The sequence below is a fragment of the Streptomyces sp. NPDC041784 genome (assembly GCF_055591025.1).
This window is the reverse complement of record NZ_JBVJAB010000002.1, coordinates 304,274-323,911: the sequence shown is the minus strand read 5'-3', so window position 1 is coordinate 323,911 and position 19,638 is coordinate 304,274. Positions and strand designations below refer to the sequence as shown.

Annotated in this window: 21 protein-coding genes and 1 riboswitch; of the genes, 10 read left to right on the top strand and 11 right to left on the bottom strand. The window is 72.6% G+C overall.

Annotated features, from left to right (window positions below):
* The first annotated feature begins 219 nt into the window (after positions 1-219).
* Positions 220-444 carry a (2Fe-2S)-binding protein gene (locus ACZ6D7_RS05130; RefSeq protein WP_469483612.1) on the top strand — a complete coding sequence of 75 codons (225 nt, stop codon included), beginning with the start codon at positions 220-222 and terminating at the stop codon, positions 442-444.
* Here the strand turns inward: ACZ6D7_RS05130 and bfr are convergent, their stop codons facing one another.
* Positions 445-924: a bacterioferritin gene (bfr, locus tag ACZ6D7_RS05125; protein ID WP_469483609.1), complete on the bottom strand. Its 480-nt coding sequence runs from the start codon at positions 922-924 to the stop codon at positions 445-447.
* Positions 925-1,099: 175 nt separating this feature from the next.
* On the opposite strand from bfr, the gene ACZ6D7_RS05120 reads away from it, so the two are divergent.
* Both ACZ6D7_RS05120 and ACZ6D7_RS05115 read left to right on the top strand, forming a co-directional pair.
* Positions 1,100-1,732, top strand: a complete 633-nt coding sequence (locus tag ACZ6D7_RS05120; protein WP_469483606.1) for a sulfite oxidase-like oxidoreductase — start codon at positions 1,100-1,102, stop codon at positions 1,730-1,732.
* A gap of 67 nt (positions 1,733-1,799) precedes the next feature.
* A complete protein-coding gene (locus tag ACZ6D7_RS05115; protein WP_469483602.1) occupies positions 1,800-2,075 on the top strand; it encodes a hypothetical protein in 276 nt (91 codons plus the stop codon).
* A gap of 5 nt (positions 2,076-2,080) precedes the next feature.
* Here the strand turns inward: ACZ6D7_RS05115 and ACZ6D7_RS05110 are convergent, their stop codons facing one another.
* The 5 genes from ACZ6D7_RS05110 to thiO form a co-directional block, all read right to left on the bottom strand.
* Positions 2,081-2,959 (bottom strand): deoxyribonuclease IV, encoded by an 879-nt coding sequence (locus ACZ6D7_RS05110; RefSeq protein WP_469483599.1) that lies wholly within the window; start codon positions 2,957-2,959, stop codon positions 2,081-2,083.
* 34 nt (positions 2,960-2,993) lie between these two features.
* Positions 2,994-4,937, bottom strand: a complete 1,944-nt coding sequence (gene pknB / locus ACZ6D7_RS05105; protein WP_469483596.1) for a Stk1 family PASTA domain-containing Ser/Thr kinase — start codon at positions 4,935-4,937, stop codon at positions 2,994-2,996.
* A 130-nt stretch (positions 4,938-5,067) separates the two neighbouring features.
* Positions 5,068-5,862 (bottom strand): thiazole synthase, encoded by a 795-nt coding sequence (locus ACZ6D7_RS05100; protein WP_469483594.1) that lies wholly within the window; start codon positions 5,860-5,862, stop codon positions 5,068-5,070.
* 3 nt (positions 5,863-5,865) lie between these two features.
* Complete coding sequence (thiS, locus tag ACZ6D7_RS05095) at positions 5,866-6,078, bottom strand: sulfur carrier protein ThiS (RefSeq protein ID WP_469483592.1); 213 nt, start codon at positions 6,076-6,078, stop codon at positions 5,866-5,868.
* Positions 6,075-7,241 (bottom strand): glycine oxidase ThiO, encoded by a 1,167-nt coding sequence (gene thiO, locus ACZ6D7_RS05090; protein WP_469483589.1) that lies wholly within the window; start codon positions 7,239-7,241, stop codon positions 6,075-6,077. The genes thiS and thiO overlap by 4 nt, the downstream gene beginning before the upstream one ends.
* Positions 7,239-7,350: riboswitch (TPP riboswitch) on the bottom strand. It overlaps the preceding gene by 3 nt.
* 93 nt (positions 7,351-7,443) lie before the next feature.
* Here thiO and ACZ6D7_RS05085 point away from each other — a divergent pair.
* The 6 genes from ACZ6D7_RS05085 to ACZ6D7_RS05060 all read left to right on the top strand — a co-directional run bounded on the left by ACZ6D7_RS05085 (position 7,444) and on the right by ACZ6D7_RS05060 (position 12,416).
* Complete coding sequence (locus ACZ6D7_RS05085; RefSeq protein ID WP_469483587.1) at positions 7,444-7,794, top strand: avidin-fold protein; 351 nt, start codon at positions 7,444-7,446, stop codon at positions 7,792-7,794.
* Between the two features lie 32 nt (positions 7,795-7,826).
* A complete protein-coding gene (locus ACZ6D7_RS05080) occupies positions 7,827-9,068 on the top strand; it encodes an NAD(P)/FAD-dependent oxidoreductase (RefSeq protein ID WP_469483585.1) in 1,242 nt (413 codons plus the stop codon).
* Between the two features lie 130 nt (positions 9,069-9,198).
* A complete protein-coding gene (locus tag ACZ6D7_RS05075) occupies positions 9,199-9,564 on the top strand; it encodes an Rv2175c family DNA-binding protein (RefSeq protein WP_469483582.1) in 366 nt (121 codons plus the stop codon).
* 73 nt (positions 9,565-9,637) lie between these two features.
* Positions 9,638-10,285, top strand: coding sequence for a thiamine phosphate synthase (gene thiE / locus ACZ6D7_RS05070; RefSeq protein ID WP_469483580.1), 648 nt, complete (start codon positions 9,638-9,640; stop codon positions 10,283-10,285).
* Between the two features lie 128 nt (positions 10,286-10,413).
* A complete protein-coding gene (metF, locus tag ACZ6D7_RS05065) occupies positions 10,414-11,337 on the top strand; it encodes a methylenetetrahydrofolate reductase [NAD(P)H] (protein WP_469483577.1) in 924 nt (307 codons plus the stop codon).
* Positions 11,338-11,393: 56 nt separating this feature from the next.
* Positions 11,394-12,416, top strand: coding sequence for an SCO2102 family sporulation regulator (locus ACZ6D7_RS05060; protein WP_469483574.1), 1,023 nt, complete (start codon positions 11,394-11,396; stop codon positions 12,414-12,416).
* A 37-nt stretch (positions 12,417-12,453) separates the two neighbouring features.
* Here the strand turns inward: ACZ6D7_RS05060 and ACZ6D7_RS05055 are convergent, their stop codons facing one another.
* The 5 genes from ACZ6D7_RS05055 to ACZ6D7_RS05035 form a co-directional block, all read right to left on the bottom strand.
* Positions 12,454-13,926: a phytoene desaturase family protein gene (locus ACZ6D7_RS05055; RefSeq protein WP_469483572.1), complete on the bottom strand. Its 1,473-nt coding sequence runs from the start codon at positions 13,924-13,926 to the stop codon at positions 12,454-12,456.
* A 73-nt stretch (positions 13,927-13,999) separates the two neighbouring features.
* Positions 14,000-14,626: a DUF4126 domain-containing protein gene (locus ACZ6D7_RS05050; RefSeq protein ID WP_469483569.1), complete on the bottom strand. Its 627-nt coding sequence runs from the start codon at positions 14,624-14,626 to the stop codon at positions 14,000-14,002.
* Positions 14,627-15,084: 458 nt separating this feature from the next.
* Positions 15,085-15,711 (bottom strand): TetR/AcrR family transcriptional regulator, encoded by a 627-nt coding sequence (locus ACZ6D7_RS05045; protein ID WP_469483566.1) that lies wholly within the window; start codon positions 15,709-15,711, stop codon positions 15,085-15,087.
* A gap of 44 nt (positions 15,712-15,755) precedes the next feature.
* Positions 15,756-17,840, bottom strand: a complete 2,085-nt coding sequence (locus tag ACZ6D7_RS05040; RefSeq protein ID WP_469483564.1) for a YhgE/Pip family protein — start codon at positions 17,838-17,840, stop codon at positions 15,756-15,758.
* Entirely contained in the window at positions 17,812-18,786 is a 975-nt protein-coding gene (locus ACZ6D7_RS05035) for an ATP-binding cassette domain-containing protein (RefSeq protein ID WP_469483560.1), read from the bottom strand. Before ACZ6D7_RS05035 ends, ACZ6D7_RS05040 begins: the two co-directional genes overlap by 29 nt.
* A 173-nt stretch (positions 18,787-18,959) precedes the next feature.
* On the opposite strand from ACZ6D7_RS05035, the gene ACZ6D7_RS05030 reads away from it, so the two are divergent.
* A complete protein-coding gene (locus ACZ6D7_RS05030) occupies positions 18,960-19,493 on the top strand; it encodes an SAV_6107 family HEPN domain-containing protein (RefSeq protein ID WP_469483558.1) in 534 nt (177 codons plus the stop codon).
* Positions 19,494-19,638 lie beyond the last annotated feature (145 nt).

Sequence of the window (19,638 nt, the reverse complement as noted above, 5' to 3'; positions counted from 1 at the left end):
CGTACCCCCCCCCCCCCCCCCCCCCCCCCCCCCCCCCCCCCCCCCCCCCCCCCCCCCCCCCCCCCCCCCCCCCCACCCCCGCCCCCCCCCCCCCCCCCCCCCCCCCCCCCCCCCCCCCCACTCCACTTTTATGGTTCCTATGCGCCGGGTAAGGTTAGGTTAGCCTCACCGATCAAGCGGGACGGCGACAGTTATCAATCCCGGCGGGAGGTGGACGGCGTGTTCGTGTGCAGTTGCTTCGGAGTCACCGAGCAGCAGGTCAAGCAGCACGCGGAGAACGGCGCCTGCACCCCCCGCCAGATCGCCTCGGCCTGCAAGGCGGGCACGGACTGCGGTTCGTGCGTACGCCGGATCCAGGCGATCCTCGGCCGGGGCGCGTGCCCGCGCCGCGAACTGGCCGACCAGGGCCAGCCCGCACTCTCGGAACTCGACGAGGCGGCCTAGTCAGCTCTCGGGCTGCTCGATCAGCTGTGCGAGGTAGAGGGCCTCACCGAGCTTGTCCACCAGTTCCAGCTGGGTGTCGAGGTAGTCGATGTGGTGCTCCTCGTCCTCGAGGATCGACTCGAAGATGTTCGCCGACGTGATGTCGCCCTTCTCGCGCATCACCTTGATCCCCCGCTTGAGGCGGTCGATCGCCTCCACCTCGATCTGCCGGTCCGCCTCGAACATCTCCTTGACGGTCTGGCCCACGCGCACGTGGAACAGTCGCTGGTAGTTCGGCAGCCCGTCCAGGAACAGGATCCGGTCGGTGAGCACCTCCGCGTGCTTCATCTCGTCGAACGATTCGTGCCGCGTGTACTTCGCGAGCTTCGTCCAGCCGAAGTTCTCCTGCATCTTGGCGTGGAGGAAGTACTGGTTGATCGCGGTGAGCTCGGCGGTGAGCTGCTCGTTGAGGAACTCGATGACCTCGGGGTCGCCCTGCATCGCAGAGGCTCCTTCCACGTGGGGAATCGGGGAGGTTGCCGCCGCATGATTTCACCGGTGCCGAAGATCGTCCAGTAAGTGCGTACTTAGTAAGTTAGTCCATGCTTAGTAGTAGTTGCCCGATTCCGGATATGGCTGGTCATGTGCACCGCTCCGGGTCTGTCAGGATGGAGCCATGGGTCAGCCGGTGGAGCGCGAAACGGGAAAGGCAGCAGCGTCCGAGCTTCCGCCGGGACAGCGACTGCAGCGCGGCTGGCCGGTCACCCACTACGGCCCGGTGCCCAAGTTCCGGCCCGAGCGCTGGGAGTTCAGGGTCTTCGGCGCCACCGCCGACGGCGAGAAGCACTGCTGGAACCACGACGAGTTCACGGCCCTGCCGTACGCCACCGTAGTGGCCGATCTGCACTGTGTGACGAAGTTCAGCATGCTCGGCGCCGAGTGGGGCGGGATTCCGGCCCGGACCGTCCTGGAGATCGCCCCGCCCGCCGCCGACGTCACCCATGTGATGGTGTGGGCGGAGTACGGCTTCAGCTCCAATCTGCGCCTCGCGGACTTCGCCTCCGAGCGCACGATCTTCGCCACCCACAAGGACGGCGAACTGCTCACCGCCGAGCACGGCTTCCCGGTCCGCCTGGTCGTCCCCCACCTCTACGCCTGGAAGGGCCCCAAGTGGGTCCGCGGTGTCGAGTACATGACCGCCGACCGCCGCGGCTTCTGGGAGGAGCGCGGCTACCACAACGTCGGCGACGCCTGGAAGGAACAGCGCTACTCCTACCAGGAGGAGCCGGGGGACGGCCCCGAGCTCTGAGTCCGGGGGCTCCGCGGGCCGGTAAGCTCATCGCCGGTTACCACGAAAGCCGTGCAGGGAGTCACTGATGGCCTTCTTCAACGTGATCTTCTCGGAATCCGCGGCGCGCGTGCGCGACAGCCTCCCGGACGACCGCCGTGAGCTGCTCCAGCGCGGCCTCGCCATAGTGGCCACGGATCCCCGCACCAAGATCTCGTCGCCCATCTCCGGCGACGAGAACACCCGCTCCCTCGCACTGACCCACAGCATGGCCATCGAGTACGTCATCAGCGACGGTCTGCTGATCGTGCTCGTGGTGCACATCGTCGACACGTCCCACGTGCTGTTCGAGAACGAGGACTGACCGCCTCAGCCGTCCCGCAGTTTCTTCAGCCGCTCCACATCCGCCGCATGGCCCTCCTTGCCGCCGGGCGTCTCGATGATCAGCGGTACGCCCTCGGTCGCCGGGTGCGTCATCAGCGCGCGGAACGGGTCCTCGCCGATGTGACCGGCGCCGATGTTCTCGTGCCGGTCCTTGTGGGCGCCGACCACGTCCTTGGAGTCGTTGGCGTGGATCAGCTTCAGCCGGCCCTCACCGACCGTGTCCACCAGCAGGTCCAGGGTCTCGTGCATGCCGGACGGGCCGGTCAGGTCGTGCCCGGCGGCGAAGACATGACAGGTGTCGAGACAGACGCCCAGCTTCGGATGGGCGTCCAGCGCCTCGAAGTACGGCCCGAAGTCCCAGGTCCGGGAGCAGAGCGAGGAACCCTGGCCGGCGGTGGACTCCAGGAGCAAGAACGGGTCGTCGTCATGGGTCAGCTCGTCCAGCAGCGGCAGCAGGTACTCCCGGACCTGCTTCAGCGCCACGGACCGCTCCCGCCCGCCCGTCGCGCTGCCCGTGTGCACGACCACGCCCGACGCGCCGATCTCCCGGCCCCGGCGCAGCGAGTGCCGCAGCGACTCCACCGACCTCTCCGCCGTCGCCTCGGTGTGCGACCCGAAGTTGATCAGATACGGCGCGTGGACGTACGCCGGGATCCGCCGCTCCGCACAGGCCTCCCGGAACGCCTCGTCCTGCGCCGGGTTGCCCGTCGGGGTGGCCCAGCCGCGCGGGTTGGCGACGAAGACCTGGACCGTCTCGGCCTTCAGGTCCTGGGCGTACGTCAGCCCGACGGAGTGCAGGCCACCGGCCACCGGGACATGGCCGCCGACGGGGTTGCGGGAGGGGAAGGGGCGCTCGGAACTCACCCGTTCAGGGTGTCATGCCCCTGCGCCCGCCCCGTCACCGGATGGTGATCGTGATCGTCGAGCCCTTGGGCGCCGTGTCGCCGCCGTCCACGGACTGGCTGTCGACGGTGTCGCCGAACAGGCCGAGCAGCCCGCGGTCCTCGTCGACCTCGAAGCCGGCCGCCTCCAGCTCCGCCTTCGCGTCGTCCACGCTGTCCCCGACCACGTCCGGGACCTCGACCATCTCCGGGCCCTTGGACAACGTCAGCGTCACCGTGTCGCCCTCGCCGAGCTGTTCGCCCTCCTCCGGCGACTGGGCCGCGACCAGCCCCTTGTCGAACTCGGAGGTGATCTCCTTCGACGAGATCTCGACCTCGAAGCCGGCGTCCTCCAGCGCGGTCCTCGCGTCCTCCGCGGTGTCGCCCGTGACGTCCGGCACGTCCAGCGCGGGGCCCTTGCTGACGACCAGGGAGACCGCCGAGCCCGCGCGGCGCTCGGTACCCGCCTCCGGTCCCGAGCTGATCACGAACCCCTTGAGGACGTCGTCACTGAACTCCTCGGTGACCAGCCCCGGCTCCAGGCCGTCCGCCGTCAGCCGCTCCTTGGCCTTGTCCAGCCGGGTGCCCGTCAGATCGGGCACCTTCACCGTCTCCGGGCCGTCGGACACGATCAGGGTCACCGAGTCGTTCTTGCGGATCCGTGAGCCGGGCGCGGGGTCCGTATCGATGACCGTGCCGCGCTTCACCGTGTCGCTGTACGCGTGCTCGACCTTGCCGACCTCCAGACCGGCCGCCTCCAGGCGCTGCTCCGCCTTCTTCTGGGGCTGCGTGAGCACTGCCGGGACCTTGGTGAACTGGCCGGAGTTGATGTACCAGACGCCGGCTCCCACGCCGAGCACCAGCAACAGGGCGGTGACCAGCGCGAGCACCCCGCGCCGGGGCCGCACGAGACCGCGCCGGCGCGGCGGCGGGGGCGGGGGGCTCTGGAACCGGGAGGTGCGGTTCATCGAGCCCTCGTCGCCGCCCGGCTCGTCCTCGTTCACCGGCAGCGGACGCGGCACGGTCAGTGAGCGCGGGATGACGCTCGTGCGGTCCTCGGCGTTGTCGTGCGCCGCGGACAGGGCCTGCGGCGGCACCGCGTCCAGCTGCTCCTCGCCGAGCGCGGCGCGTGCCTCGCGCACCTGTCCGAGCAGCGCCACCGCGTCGTGCGGGCGCACGTCCGGCGTCCGGGCGGTGGCCGAGGCCACCACCTCGTCCAGCTCGAACGCCAGACCGGGCACGATCGCCGAGGGCGGCGGGACGTCCTCGTGGAGATGCTTGTAGAGCACGATCGCGGGGGAGTCGCCGTCGTGCGGCTTCTCGCCCGTGAGCATCTCGTAGAACACGACACCGCACGCGTACACGTCGACCCGGGCGTCGGCCGTGCCGGGCGTCTCGATCTGCTCGGGCGCCAGATACGCGACGGTGCCGAGCACGGCCCCGGTGGTACTGGTCACGGTGTCCACGGAGCGCACCAGACCGAAGTCGGCGACCTTGACCCGGCCGTCGTCCCCTATCAGCACGTTCTCCGGCTTCATGTCCCGGTGCACGAACCCGGCCCGGTGCGCGGCGCCGAGCGCGGCGAGCACGGGCTCCAGGATGTCGAGCGCGGCCCGCGGCTGGAGCGCCCCGCGCTCCCGCAGCACGTCACGCAGCGTGCAGCCGGCGATGTACTCCATGGCCAGGTAGACGTACGACCCGTCGGTGCCCTGGTCGAAGACCTGCACCACATTGGGGTGCGCGAGACGGGCGACGGACTTGGCCTCGCGGATGAACCGCTCGACGAAGGTGCCGTCGGCGGCGAGTGCCGGATGCATCACCTTGAGCGCGAGCACGCGGTCGAGGCGGGTGTCCACGGCCCGATAGACCGTGGCCATCCCGCCGACCGCGATCCGCGCCTCGACGCGATACCGACCGTCGAGCACCTGCCCGACCAGAGGGTCCTGAAGGGTCGTGTCCACGCAGCGAGTCTACGAGCCACCACCGACACACCCCCCGCTCCCACCCCATCGGAGCAGGACTGCGGCCGAGCTGTGACGGAGCGGGGGCGTGACCGGGGGTGTGCGGGAGCGTGCGGGGGCGTGCGGGCGGTCAGAACGCGGGGCGTTCCGGGTCCAGGGCGGCCAGGCCCTGCGCGGGGGACGACGCCTGAGCGAAGTAGCGGCGCGGGATCCGGCCCGCCAGGCGGGCCAGCCGGCCCGCCTCGACCCCGGCCCGCATGGCCAGCGCCATCCGCTCGGGGTCCTGGGCCCGCGTCACCGCCGACGCCAGCATCACGCCCGCGCACCCCAGCTCCATCGCCAGCGCAGCGTCCGACGCCGTGCCGGCCCCCGCGTCCAGGATCACCGGCACGCGCGCGTGCTCGACGATCAGCTGGAAGTTGTGCGGGTTGCGGATCCCCAGGCCCGAGCCGATCGGGGAGCCCAGCGGCATCACCGCGGCACACCCCACGTCCTCCAGCTTCCGGGCCAGGACCGGGTCGTCGTTCGTGTACGGCAGCACGGTGAAGCCGTCGTCCACCAGCGTCTCCGCCGCCTCCAGCAGCTCCACCGGGTCCGGCAGCAGCGTCCGCTCGTCGGCGATGACCTCCAGCTTCACCAGGGACGTGCCGAGCGCCTCCCGGGCCAGCCGCGCCGTCAGCACCGCCTCCCCGGCCGTGAAGCACCCCGCCGTGTTCGGCAGCACCCGGATGCCGAGCCGCTCGAGGACGGACAGCACGGAACCGTGCACCGCGGGGTCGACCCGCCGCATCGCGACCGTCGTCAGCTCGGTCCCGGACGCGACCAGGGCCCGCTCCAGCACCTCCAGGCTGGGCGCACCCCCGGTCCCCATGATCAGCCGGGACGAGAACGTCGTACCGCCGAGAACGAAGGGATCGTCGGCCATGGCTCAGCCCCCCTGGACCGCGGTGAGGACTTCCACCCGGTCGCCCTCGCGGAGCGCCGTGACGGACCACCGCGCGCGCGGGACGACCGTCTCGTTGAGCGCGGCGGCCACCCCGGAGGGCGCCGGCGTCAGCGACCGTACGACGCTGTCGAGAGCCGTGCCGGAAGCGACCTCGCGCCGCTCCCCGTTGACCGAGATGTGGACCGAGGCGCTCATGCGGGCTGCTCCAGGAGTGCGGCGGCACCGAAGCGCCGGGGCGTGAAGGGGCGGGCCTCGTCGGGGAGTTCACCGGTGGTGAGGGCGTGCGCCAGCGCGTCCCCGGTCACCGGGGTCAGCAGGACCCCGTTGCGGTAGTGGCCGGTCGCCAGCAGCAGCCCGTCCAGCTCCGTCGGCCCGAGCAGCGGCGCGTTGTCCGGGGACCCGGGACGCAGCCCCGCGCGGGTCTCCGTCAACGGCAGCTCCGTGATCCCGGGGACCAGCTCGTGCGCGTCGCGCAGCAGCTCGTACACGCCGCCCGCGGTCACCGTCGTGTCCCAGCCCAGCTCCTCACTGGTCGCGCCGACGACCAGCTCGCCGTTCTCGCGCGGCACCAGATAGACCTGGCTGCCGCGCACCATGGCCCGCACGGTGCGGTTCAGGAACGGCGCGTAGCGCGGCGGCACGGTCAGCCGCAGGACCTGCCCCTTCACCGGCCGCACCGGCGGCAGGACGTCCTCCGGGACGCCCGCGAGGCGCCCGCTCAGACTGCCGCCCGCCAGCACCACCTGCCCGGCCGAGAGCGCCGTACCGTCGCCCGTGACCACCCCCGAGGCCCGCCCGCCCGTGACCGACAGTCGCTCCGCCCACGCGCGGTGCAGGACCACGCCCGCCCGCTCGCAGGCGGCGACCAGCGCCGCGGCCAGCCGCCGCGGATCGATCTGGTGGTCGCCGTCCACCCGGAGCCCGCCGCGCACCCCGGGCGCGAGCATCGGCTCGAGGCGCCGGCACTCCCGCCCCGACAGCCACTGCGACTCCAGCCCCGACCGCGCCTGGAGCGCGTGCAGTTCGCGCAGATGGGCCCGGTCGTCGGCGTCCAGCGCGACCGCGAGCGTGCCGCACCGGCGGTAGCCGAGGTCATGGCCCGTCAGCTCGGTCAGCTCCGCCGCGAAGTCCGGATAGCGGCGCGCCGAGGCCAGGTTGAGGCCGAGCAGCGTCTGCTCGCCATGGTGCAGTTCCGTGACGGCGGCCAGCATCCCGGCCGCCACCTGCGCGGCCCCGCCGCCCGGTTCGGGATCCACCACCGTCGTGGCGAGCCCGCGCTGCGCGGCCCGCCAGGCCGTGACGAGTCCGATGATTCCGCCCCCCACGACGAGGACGTCTGCTGCTGGTGTACGCGACATGGGCGTCCAGCCCCTCCCTTCGCCGGCATGACCCGGATCAGGTTCGTACGGTCGGAGGCCGGCCAGCCTCCCTCTCAGCCCGGTCGTCCGGACTCCCGCGAGTAATCTTTCGTGCCGGTGGTCCGGGGGCCGTCCCCTGGAAACGCGGCACGTCGGCCACCCTAGCCCGACGCCGCACGTCTCAGTAAGGGAGCCTCCGCCCGTGCCCCGTTCGCTCGACGGTCTCGTCCTCGCCCCCGTCGCCGACCAGGCCCCCGGCCAGGTCGGCACCCGTACCCGCTTCACGTACCACGAGCGGGAGGGCGTGATCTGGGCCGACTACGAGGGCGGCGACGTCGTACGCGGCCACCTGGTGGGTACCCGGGAGGGGGACCGGCTGGACTTCCGGTACGTGCAGCTCAAGCTCGACGGGACCACGTCCTCGGGGCACTGCGTGTCGACCGTCGAGGAGTTGCCGGACGGGCGGCTGCGGCTGGCGGAGACCTGGGCGTGGGAGTCCCAGGAGGGCAGCGGAACGAGTGTTGTGGAGCAGGTCACGGAGCATGCCCACTGACTGACGATTCGTCAGTTGTCTATGGTGATCAGGTGAGCGAGCAGAGGCAGGACGAGGGCGGACCGGCGGCGCGGCGTGTGGTCGTCGCCGGCGCGGGCATGGCCGGGGTGCAGACCGCGGTCGCCCTGCGCGAGCGGGGCTTCGACGGCACGGTGACCCTGATCGGCGCCGAACCCCACCAGCCCTACGACCGGCCCCCGCTCTCCAAGGCCGTCCTCCTCGGCAAGGCCGAGGGCTCCGCCTTCGACGTCGACTTCGAGGGCCTCGGCATCGAGCTGGTCCTCGGCCGCGAGGTCCTCGGCCTGCGCCCCGCCGACCACGAACTGGACACCGAGACCGGGCCCGTCCCGTACGACGTCCTCGTCCTCGCCACCGGTGCCGAACCGATCCGGCTGCCCGGCGCCGAGGGCGTGCCCGGCGTCCATCTGCTGCGCACCCTGGACGACGCGGAGCGGCTGCGGCCGGTCCTCGCCCGGCAGCACGACGTCGTGGTCGTCGGCGCCGGCTGGATCGGCGCGGAGTTCGCCACCGCCGCGTGCGAGGCCGGCTGCGCGGTCACCGTCGTCGAGGCCGCCGACCGGCCGCTCGCCGGTGCCCTGCCCGCCGAGGTCGCCGCCCCGATGACCTCCTGGTACGCCGACAGCGGCACCGTTCTGCGCACCCACGCGCGCGTGGCCCGTGTCGAGCCCGGCGCGGTCGTCCTGGACGACGGCACGCGGCTGCCCGCCGGCGCCGTGGTGGTCGGCATCGGCGCCCGCCCCGCCACCGGCTGGCTGGCCGGCTCCGGCGTCGAGCTGGGCGCGCACGGCGAGGTGGTGGCCGACGCCTCGCTGCGCACGTCCGTCCCGGACGTGTACGCGGTCGGCGACTGCGCCTCCTTCCCTTCGGGACGCTACGGCGAGCGGCTCCTCGTGCACCACTGGGACAACGCCCTCCAGGGCCCGCGCACGGTCGCCGCGAACATCCTGGGCACCGCCACCGGTGAGCCCTTGGCGGTCTACGACCCGGTCCCGTACTTCTGGTCCGAGCAGTTCGGCCGTTTCGTCCAGTACGCGGGGCACCACGCCGCCGCCGACACCACTCTGTGGCGCGGCGACCCGGCGGGGCCTGCCTGGACGGTCTGCTGGCTGCGCGAGGGCCGACTGGTGGCCCTGCTGGCCGTCGGCCGTCCGCGCGACCTCGCCCAGGGCCGCCGTCTGATCGAGGCGGGCACTCCGATGGACCCCGAACTCCTGGCGGACCCGGCCAGACCGCTGAAGGCGGCCACGGCGTAGCCCGCGCGGGCCGGCGCAGGTGTGCGGGGTGGCCGGGGCGGTCTGTCGGGGTGATCCGGCAGTCCGTCCGGGCGGCCTGTCGGGGCGGCCCGGCTTCCGACTGTCAGTGGCAGATGGCAGGCTTGTTCCCGTGACCGAGATTGACGCAAAGACCGATGCTCTCGTCCCCGCATGGCTCACCCTGCCCGACATCGCGGAGATGCTCGACGTGGACGTGATCCGCGTTCGGCAGCTGGTCAAGGATGGCCAGCTGATCGCCGTACGCCGCGGTGAGAACCGCGCACTGCACGTCCCCGCCGCCTTCATCGACGAGGACAAGGTGGTCAAGGGCCTCTCCGGGACCCTGACGCTCCTGCGGGACGACGGCTTCACGGACGAAGAGATGCTGGAGTGGCTCTTCACCGCCGACCCGAGCCTGCCCGGCACCCCCGCTCAGGCCCTGAGCGAGAATCGCGGCACGGAGGTGAAGCGCCGGGCTCAGGCGCTCGCCGTCTGACCCACAGATTCGAACAGTGATCCGGCGTACGGGGGCCCACCCCCGTACGCCACCGCCCTGGGGGGACACCCGTATGCCCGACACCGCCCGCGCCCGCCTCGCCGACGCCCGGCTCTACCTCTGCACGGACGCCCGCACCCGTCAGGGCGACCTCCCGGAGTTCCTGGACGCGGTCCTGGCTGCCGGTGTCGACATCGTGCAGCTGCGGGACAAGGGTATGGAGGCGGCCGAGGAGCTGGAGCACCTGAAGGTGTTCGCCGACGCCTGCGCCCGGCACGGCCGGCTGCTCGCGGTCAACGACCGCGCGGACGTCGCCCACGCCGCCGGCGCCGCCGTCCTCCACCTCGGCCAGGGCGACCTGCCGGTGCCCGCGGCCCGCGCGATCCTCGGCGACGACGTCCTGATAGGCCGTTCCACGCACGCCGAGGCGGAGGCCGAGGCCGCCGCCGTCCAGGACGGCGTGGACTACTTCTGCACCGGCCCCTGCTGGCCCACCCCCACCAAGCCCGGCCGGCACGCCCCCGGCCTCGGCCTGGTCCGCCACACGGCGTCCCTCGGCACCGACCGCCCCTGGTTCGCCATCGGCGGCATCGACCTCGGCAACCTCGACGAGGTGCTGGAGGCCGGAGCCCGCCGGGTGGTCGTCGTCCGGGCGATCACGGAGGCGGACGACCCCGGTGCGGCCACCGTCGAGTTCGCGAAGCGGCTGCGGCAGGCGTAGCCCGGTCCTCGCGGCCGGAGGACCGGTTTCGGCCGGACGCTGTCCGAAGGGTGGACAACAGGCCGACAAATCGGGCAAATATCCGAGATCTGGTTGGGTGACCGCCGACCCCTGGCTAACCTGCGGGTATGGCCCTCGGAACCGCATCGACCAGGACCGACCGCGCACGCACCGTGCGCGACATCCTGGCCACCGGCAAAACGACGTACTCGTTCGAGTTCTACGCGCCGAAGACGCCCAAGGGCGAGCGGAGTCTGTGGGACGCGCTGCGCAGGGTCGAGGCGGTCGCCCCCGACTTCGTGTCGGTGACCTACGGTGCCGGCGGTTCCACCCGGGCGACGACGGTCAAGGAGACGCAGCAGATCGTCGTGGACACCACCCTCACCCCGGTGGCCCACCTCACCGCCGTCGACCACTCCATCGCCGAACTGCGCAACATCATCGGCCAGTACGCCGACGCCGGGATCCGCAACATGCTCGCGGTGCGCGGTGACCCGCCCGGCGACCCGATGGGCGAGTGGGTCCCGCACCCGCGGGGCCTCACCTACGCCGCAGAGCTCGTCCGGCTGATCAAGGAGTCGGGCGACTTCTGCGTGGGCGTCGCCGCGTTCCCGGAGATGCACCCGCGCTCCTCCGCCTGGGACACGGACGTCGCGCACTTCGTCGACAAGTGCCGGGCCGGCGCCGACTACGCGATCACACAGATGTTCTTCCAGCCCGAGTCGTACCTGCGACTGCGCGACCGGGTGGCGGCGGCCGGCTGTGACACCCCCGTCATTCCGGAGGTCCTTCCGGTGACGAGCGTGAAGATGCTGGAGAGGCTGCCGAAACTCAGCAACGCCCACTTCCCGGCGGAGTTGAAAGAGCGGATCCTCACAGCCAAAGACGATCCGGCCGCTGTACGCTCCATGGGCATCGAGTTCGCCACGGAGTTCTGCGCTCGGCTACTGGCCGAGGGAGTGCCCGGACTGCACTTCATCACGCTCAACAACTCCACGGCGACGCTGGAAATCTACGAGAACCTGGGCCTGCACCACCCGCCGCAGGCCTAGACCGGTCGCACCGACATACGACACACTGCGTAGCGGCCACTGGGAGAGGGGCGTACATGGGCTGGACGGTCCTCTACATCGCGTTCGGCATCGTCGCGCTGTGGCTGCTGGGTGAGGTGCTGCTGCAGTACAAGGCACGGCTGCGCTGGAGGCTGCTGGCGTTCGTCGGCTTCCTCGGCGTCGTGCTCGGTGTCCTGATTCCATCGGTGATCGTCATCGGGCTGGGCGCGGCCGCCTTCGCGGTCGGCCAGACCTACGTCACGCTGTCGTTCCGCCGCGGCTTCGCCGAGGGCTGGGCCGTCCGGCGCGGGGGCGCCGAGGCCGACGATGACGTCGCCGAGCCGCTGCCCAAGCGCCGCCGCGGCAAGGCTGAGCGCGAGGACGCCGACCTCGAGGCCTCCGGCCTGGAGCCGGGCGAGGCCGGTTACCCCGACGGTGACGACGGGCAGCCGTCGTACGGCGGCGACGGCATGGGCTACGACCGGGAGCGGAACGCCTATGACGCCGCCGACGACGAGTACGACCGGGACGACGTCTTCACACCCGCCGGCCGCGCCGCCCAGGCCTCCGCCGCCGAGACCACCTCCGTCTACGAGCCGCAGCCCCTGCCCGACGACACCGGCACCTACGGCATATACAGCGACACCGCGTACGCGGCGGCCACCGGCCAGCCCCAGGACCAGTACGCGGCGACCGCCCAGGGCGGCACCGACCAGACCTACGGCTACGACGGCTACTCCGGGTACAACCAGCAGCAGTACGGCTACGACGCCACCGGCGAGCAGCAGTACGCCGCCTACTCCGACCCGTACATCGGCACCCAGACGTACGGCGGGGGCTCCTACGACGCCGGCTACGGCCAGCAGCAGTACGGGCAGCAGGGCTACGGCCAGGACCAGTACGGCACCGGCGGCTACGGGGAGACCCCGGCCGGCGGCGTCTGGGTCCCGCAGCAGCGCAGCACCGACGAGGCCTTCGGCGGCGATCTCCCGCCCGAGCAGTCCTACCCCTACCAGGGCGACGGACAGCAGGGGCAGGCGAACGGGAACGGATACGACGAGCAGCAGTACCGGTACTGACCCGCGCTCCCGCGCTGCCGGACCGGCCGGCGCGGGCTCACTGCGAGCCGCGGAACTCCGGTCCCTCCACGATCAGCCCGGCCACCAGCGCGCCCGACATGCCCGCGTGCGGCAGCCCGCCGCCGGGGTGGGACCAGCCGCCGGCGGTGAACAGGCCGACCTGCCCCGTGACGTTCGCCGGGTGCAGCAGCCGGCCGCCGGCCGCGGCCAGCGCCGGTGCCGGAACCGCCCCGCCCGCCGCACCGGTCTCCGCCGCGACGTCGGCCGGGGTGCGCACCTCCCGCCACAGGACACGGTCCCGTAGACCGGGCATGGCCCGCTCGGCGACGGCGACCACCGCCTCCACGTGCGCGTCGGACATCTCCGCCCCGGCCGGGACCACCGTACGGAGCGTCACCGCCTCGTGAGCGGCGTCCGGGACCAGCGCCGGGTCGTCGGGCCGCAGCACCGTGACCGTCGGCCGCGCGGGCACCCCCGGCGCCGTACCGAACAGGCTCTCCAGCTCGCCGTCGCGGTCCTCGGCGTGCACCACCGTCCGGTGCGCGGTCCCCTCCGGCCGGGCGCCCCGCAGGGCCAGCAGCACGGTCAGCCGGCTGGGCAGGCCCTCCTGGGGCCGCACCTCGCCCGCACCGCGCACGGGCAGCCCCGCGGCGCTGCCCGGGGCGACCACGAAGTCCGCCTCCGCCACCTCGCCCCCGGCCAGCTCCACGCCCGCCGCCCTGCCGTCCTTCTCCAGCACCCGGATGACCTCGGCGCCGAAGCGGAACTCGACCCGGCGGGCCAGACACCGCTCGTACACGGCCCGGGCCAGCTCGCGCAGCCCGCCGCGCACGTACCACATGCCGAAGGCGTGCTCCATGTACGGCAGCACCGCCGCGCTCGCCGGGGTGACCCGGGGATCGAGGCCGTACGCGAGCGCGTGGCCCTCCAGCAGGGCGGCCAGCCGCGGGTCGCGCAGCTCCCAGGCGCCGACCTCGGTGAGCGTGCCGGCCCGGCGGGTGCGCAGCAGACGCTTGTGCGGCACCGCCGGATAGGGCTCACGGTCGGCCAGCACCGACCAGTTGGGCCACAGGGGTTCCTCCAGGAGCGGCCGGCGGGTGCGGTCCCAGGTCTCGCGGGCCCGGACCAGGAAGTCGCCCCAGCGCTGCCCGGCGCCCGCCCCGAGCGTGCCGTCCAGAGCCGAGACGACACCCGCGCGGGAGGCGTTCGGCAGGGACACCTCGGTGCCGTCCGCGAACACATGGCGGGCGGACGGGTCGACCTGGACCAGCTCGACGCAGGACTCCAGCGGCTCCTTGCCGGTCTTCACGAACAGGTCGCGGTAGACCGCGGGGAGGGGGAGCAGCCCCGGGCCCGTGTCGAAGGCGAACCCGTCCCGCTCGAAGCGGCGCACCGCACCGCCGTACGTCTCCGTACGCTCGTACACCGCCACCCGGTGGCCCGCGACGGCCAGCCGGGCGGCCGCCGTCAGCGCGCCCATCCCGGCGCCGATCACCGCAATCCGTGCCATGCCCGCGACTTTATCGGCCGCCACCGACAGCCCGGCTCCCGGCCGGTGGCCCATGGCCGGCCCGAGCGGGCCGTCAGCCCGGTGGGGAGCCCGGTGGCGAGCCCGGATGCCGGGTCGGCCGCCGTTCCTCCCGGCGCTGGGCCCTGCGGCGCAGGAAGCGGCGGATCCGGGAGATCAGGAAGAACAGGACCACGAGCCCGGCCAGCAGCAGGACGCCCGCGACGACGGCGGCCGCGCCCGGGTGGAACATCGCGAACGTCACGATCCCGGCGACCCCGAGATCCTCGGCCAGGCTCACGATCACGTTGCTGAAGGGCTCCGGCGAGGTGTTGACCGCCATCCGCGTGCCCGCCTTGACGGTGTGGCTGGCCAGCGCGGTCGAACCGCCGAGCAGACCCGCCGCCACGTCGGAGAGCGAGCCGCTCTGCCCGGCGAGCAGCGCGCCGACCCAGGCACCGGCGGCCGGCCGGATCAGGGTGTGCGCCGAGTCCCAGGCCGAGTCGACGTACGGGATCTTGTCGGCGACCGCCTCGCACAGGAAGAGGACGCCCGCGACGATCAGCACCTCGGGGCGCTGAAGGGTCTCCGGGACGTCGTCGCTCAGCCCGGCCGCGCCGAAGAGGCCGAGCAGCAGCACCACCGCGTAGGCGTTGACGCCGCTGGCCCAGCCGCTCGTGAAGACCAGGGGGAGTACGGACACGGACGCGATCGTAACCAGACGGCCGCGCCGCGTCCTGGGGTTGAGTGCGCAGACCTGAGTACGCGTACCTAGGAGGTGAGTTGAGTACGCGCGCGGATGGGTGGCGACCTGCGCGAACGGGAGAGTGGAGGCACGGAAAGGGGCGCGGCTCCGGCACCGGCGACACGGGGCGCCGGAACGGAGCGGCCCTCGATCCGCTCCTTCCGCCGACCTGTTCGGCGGGAGCGAGGCACGGGGGGAACCCCGGGGGAACGACCGGACGGGGGAGCAACGGGGGAGCAACGGGGGAAACAGGGGGAGGGGAACGGGGGGAAGCGCCGGTTCGTGGTGGCCCGCGGGGGACGTGGCCACGGCGGACCGGCGCTTTCACTTGTCCGGTTCCCTTGTCCGGTTCCCTTGTCCGGGGCGCCGGGGCGCCGGGGCGCCGGGGGGCCGGGGGGCCGGGGGGCCAGGGGCGCCTACCGGCGGCCGCTCACCCGGCCCTGGAGCAGCCGGGACAGCGCCGCGTGGACGTCGTCCAGTGAGCGTTCCGGCTGGAAGGCCTGCCAGTCCAGGGCGGCCACCAGAACCATCCCGACCAGCGCGGCCGCGGTCAGCTGGACATCGATCTCCTCGCTGAACTCGCCGCTCTTCACACCGTCGCGGAGCACGCCCTCGACGACCGCCACCGCCTGCTGCCGCACCACCATGAGCGTGGACTGCCAGGCCCGGTTGGTGCGCCACAGCTCGGCCACGTACAGCTGGGTGAAGGACGGGTAGCGCTCGATGAAGACGAGTCCCGCGCGGACCATCGCGTCCAGGGCGTCGACCTTGCCGCCGCCCTCCCGGTCCGCGCGCTCGGCGGCGTCCCGCAGGGAGGCGGTGAGGAGCCCCACGCCGTGCCGCAGCAACTCCTCGAAGAGAACCGACTTGCTCGCGAAGTTGTAGTAGACCGTGCCCTTCGCGACGCCGGCCCGCTCGGCGATCTCGTCCACCGTGGTGGCGGAGAAGCCCTGTTCGGCGATGAGTGTGACGGCCGCCTCGTAGAGCTTCTGCCGGGTGGCCTCGCGGCGGGTGCTGCCGCCCGAGGTTGTGCTGCTTTCCATGGTCCCGATTGTCACAGGAACCCGACCACCCGTACGCCGGATCTTCACAGGCTCAGCTCCGGGTGCAGCCGGTCCAGGGTCCACACCTGGCGGCGGCGTGCCGACAGGGCGGTCAGCGCGAGGGCACCCGCGGTGAACGCGACGAGCACCACGCACGCGTACCCCACCGGTTCCAGCCCCCCGCCCGTGATGAGCCGCCGGAGCGCCTCGACGACGTAACTCATGGGCAGGTAGGGGTGGATGGCGTTGAAGAAGCCGGGGCTGGTCTGCACGGGGTAGGTGCCGCCCGCGGACGTCAGCTGGAGCATCAGCAGGGCGAGGACGAGGATCCGACCCGCCGCGCCGAAGCGCGCGTTGAGCAACTGCACGAGGGCCGCGAAGCACGCCGTCACCAGGAACAGGAAGCCCACCGTCCCGGCCGCCCGGGCCATCTCCAGGCCGATCGCCCAGTGCAGCACCGCCATCAGGGCCGTGGTCTGGAGCACCCCGATCGCCACCACCGGCAGCCAGCCCGCCAGCGCGATCCGCCAGGCCGAGGCGCCCGCGGCGAGCGCCCGCCGGTTCATCGGCGGGATCAGCATGTACGCCACCATGGCGCCCACCCACAGCGACAGCGGGATGAAGTACGGGGCGAAACCGGTGCCGTAGTTGGGCGCCTTGTGCAGGTCGTCGGAGACCAGCTGCACGGGGTCGGCCATGACGGCGGTACGGGCGTCGCGGTCGTCCTCGTCGTAGTCGGGGATCTGGGCGGCGCCGTCGTGCAGGCCGCCGGCGAGCTTCCCGGAGCCGTCGACCAGCTTGAACATGCCGCCGTTGAGGTCCTCGGCGCCGGTCTTGAGCTCGCCGACGCCCTCGTTCAGGTCGCCGGCCCCGGTGTTGGCGGTGCCGAGCCCGGTGTGCAGCTTCTTCGCGCCCACGGCGACCTTCGCGGCGCCCGTGTTGAGGGCGTTGACCTTCGTCACGGCGTCGTCCAGGTCCTCGGAGAGGGTCGGGGCGTGGTCGGCGAGGGCCTGGGCCTCGGTCCGGAGCGTGGCGAGGTGGGTGCGGAGGGTCTTCAGGTCGCTGTCCTGGTCGGTGACCAGCGTGTTCACGTCGTCGGCGACGGTCGCCACGTCGGCGGCGGAGTCCCGGGCCTTCTTGAGGTCCGTGCAGGCGGGGTCGGCCAGTACCTGGTCCTCGCAGCGCGCGAGGTAGACGGCCGCGAGGGCGTCCGAGGCCGCGTGGGCGCCCTCGGCGGCGGTCGGCGCGGTCTTCACCAGGGTCTCGAGGTGGGTGTCGATCACCTTGGCGGAGTCGGCGACCAGCTGGGCGGTGTCCCCGATGGTCTTCTCGTTGTCCTCCAGGAACGGTCCCAGGTTGCCGGCGAACCCGTTGACCTTGTCGGCCAGCGCCTGGGTGCCGTCCGCCACCTGCTGCGAGCCGGACTGGAGGTCACCGGCGCCGGTGTCGAGCTTCTTCAGGCCCTTGGACAGCTTGCCGCTGCCCTTCTTGGCGTCCTTCAGTCCGTCGGCGAGGTCCTTGGAGCCCTTCTCGGCCTTCCCGATGCCGCCCGTGAGGTCGTCGGCGCCGTCGGCGGCCTTCGCGGTTGCGCCATGGATGTCGGAGAAGGAGATGAACATCTTGTCGAGGAAGGACCGCGACGCCTTGGTGGAGGCGGCCGTGCGCACCTCGCCGAAGACCGTCCGGGAGATCTGCCCGACGATGTAGTTGTTCGCGTCGTTGGTGCGCACCTGGAGGGCGCCGGTCTCGGGGGAGTCGCCCGCGCTGGAGGCGATGCGCCTGCTGAAGTCGGCCGGCATGGTCAGCGACAGGTAGTACGTCCCGTCCTCCACGCCCGCGCGTGCCTGCGTGGCGCTCACCTCGTGCCACTCGAAGACCTGGCTGTCGCGCAGCCCCTCGGTGATGTCGTCGCCGGCGGTGAGCTTCTTGCCGTCGGCGGTCGCCCCCCGGTCGTCGTTCACCAGTGCCACGGGGATCCGGTCGAGCCGGCTGTACGGGTCCCAGAACGACCACAGGTACAGCGCGCCGTACAGCAGGGGCAGCAGCAGGAGCGCGACGAGCGCGGCCCGCGGCAGCTTTCCCCTGCCGAAGCGGCGCAGCTCAAGGGCGGCCAGTCTCGGCGAGCGCATCGGCCTTCTCCTCCTCGTGCTGTGCTTGCTCTTCTTCGCGGTCTGCGGGCTGTTCGGGCTGTTCGGGCTGTTCGGGTTCTTCGGGTTCTTCGGCCTCTTCGGCCTCTTCGGCCTCTTCGGCCTCTTCGTGGTCGGCGCGCTCGCCGCTCCGCGGCTCGGGTTCGGGCTCGGGCCGGTCCCCGGGCTCGTCGCCTGCGTCGTCCTTTGTGCCCTTGGCGCTCTCGTCGTCCTCGTCGTCCTCGTCGTCCTCGTCGTCCGGCCGTGGCCGGGTGGACAGCGCGACGGCGCCCTCGGGAGCCTCGGCGCACACCGCCAGGACGGTGGTGCCGGACGCGGCGATCGACGCCAGCAGGTCCCAGACCTCCGCGCGTTCGGCCTCGGACAGCTTCAGGTCCGTGTCGTCGACGCCGAGCAGACCCGGCCGCCCGATGAGCGCCAGCGCCACGGACAGCCGCAGCGCCTCGATCCGTTCCAGATCGCGTACGGCGGTCCGGGACCCCTTGGGCAGCGCCTCGCGGTCGAGCCCGGCGGCGGTGAGCGCGGTGTCGACGCGCAGCCTCACCTCCGTGGCCCGCTCCGCGCGCGGGCGCAGCAGGTCCCGTACGGAGCCGCCGAACCGCCGCTCGAGCAGCGCCCGTTCATGCAGGTGTTCCCCGACGGTGAGGGCCGGGTCCAGGTCGGTGACGCCGGCGACATGCGCGAGCGCGCTGAACCGGCGCGCGGCGGCCGGCTGCTTCGGCAGCCGTGCGTCGCCCACGGTGGCCGTCCCCTCGGTGGCCTTCATCCGCCCGGTGAGCGCGAGCAGCAGACTCGTCCGGCCGGAGCCGGACGGTCCCTCGATCGCGATCAGCGAGCCGGCCGGGGCGTCGACACCGACGCCCCGGAAGGCCCATCCGCGAGGGCCCTCGAGGCCGAGGCCCTCGGCTGCGATGCGGACTCCGCCCACAGCTCCCCCTCATTCAACTTTTTGAACTGACTGGTCAGTGCAAAAACTAGCCCGAACCTTCGCTCGAAGCAAAAGCCCAGGTCAGAACGGATTGTCAGTGGCATACCTCACGATGGGCACATACGGCACCACCGGACAGTGCGTGCCGTCACCCAGACGACAGGAGGTTCGTCATGGCCAGCTCCCACGCAGCCGCCGCCCACCGGCGCCGCGCCACCGGCCCTGCCCCCTCACTGACCGGCCCGGCGAGCGACGTCCACCCCGTGCTGCGCCGCACGACGGCCCCGCCCGCCGCCCTCGACCTGCTCGCCCAGGCCCGCGCCGGACTGGACGAGGCCGCCGCCCTCGACACCGCCAACGAGCGCTACGCCACCGCCCACCTCGCCGCCCTGCGCACCGCCGCCGCCGTCCTCGCGGCACGGGGCCGCCCTGACCCCTCGCCCCGACGGCGGGCGCGCATCCGCAGCGCCTGGGAGGTGCTCCCCGAGATCGCGCCCGAGCTGACCGAGTGGAGCGCGCTGTTCGCCTCCGGAGCCCGGCGCCGCGCCCGGGCGGAGGCCGGCATCAAGGGCGCGGCCAGCCGCCGGGACGCCGACGACCTGATACGCGACGTGGCGATGTTCGTCCGCCTCGTCGAACGCATGCTGGTCCTCCAGCCCGTCCTGCCCCAGCCACGCCAGGACGGGGACATGCCGGACGCGGGCTGACGACGGAGGACCGCGTACGGCAGCGGAGGGGGACCGGCTGCGGCGGCGGAGGGGGGACCGGGTACGGCGGCGGAGGCAATAGGGTGGAAGACGCCTGAAGCCTCCCCGCCACCGCTCGCCCGGGGCCCGGGAGGCACCCCGTTCG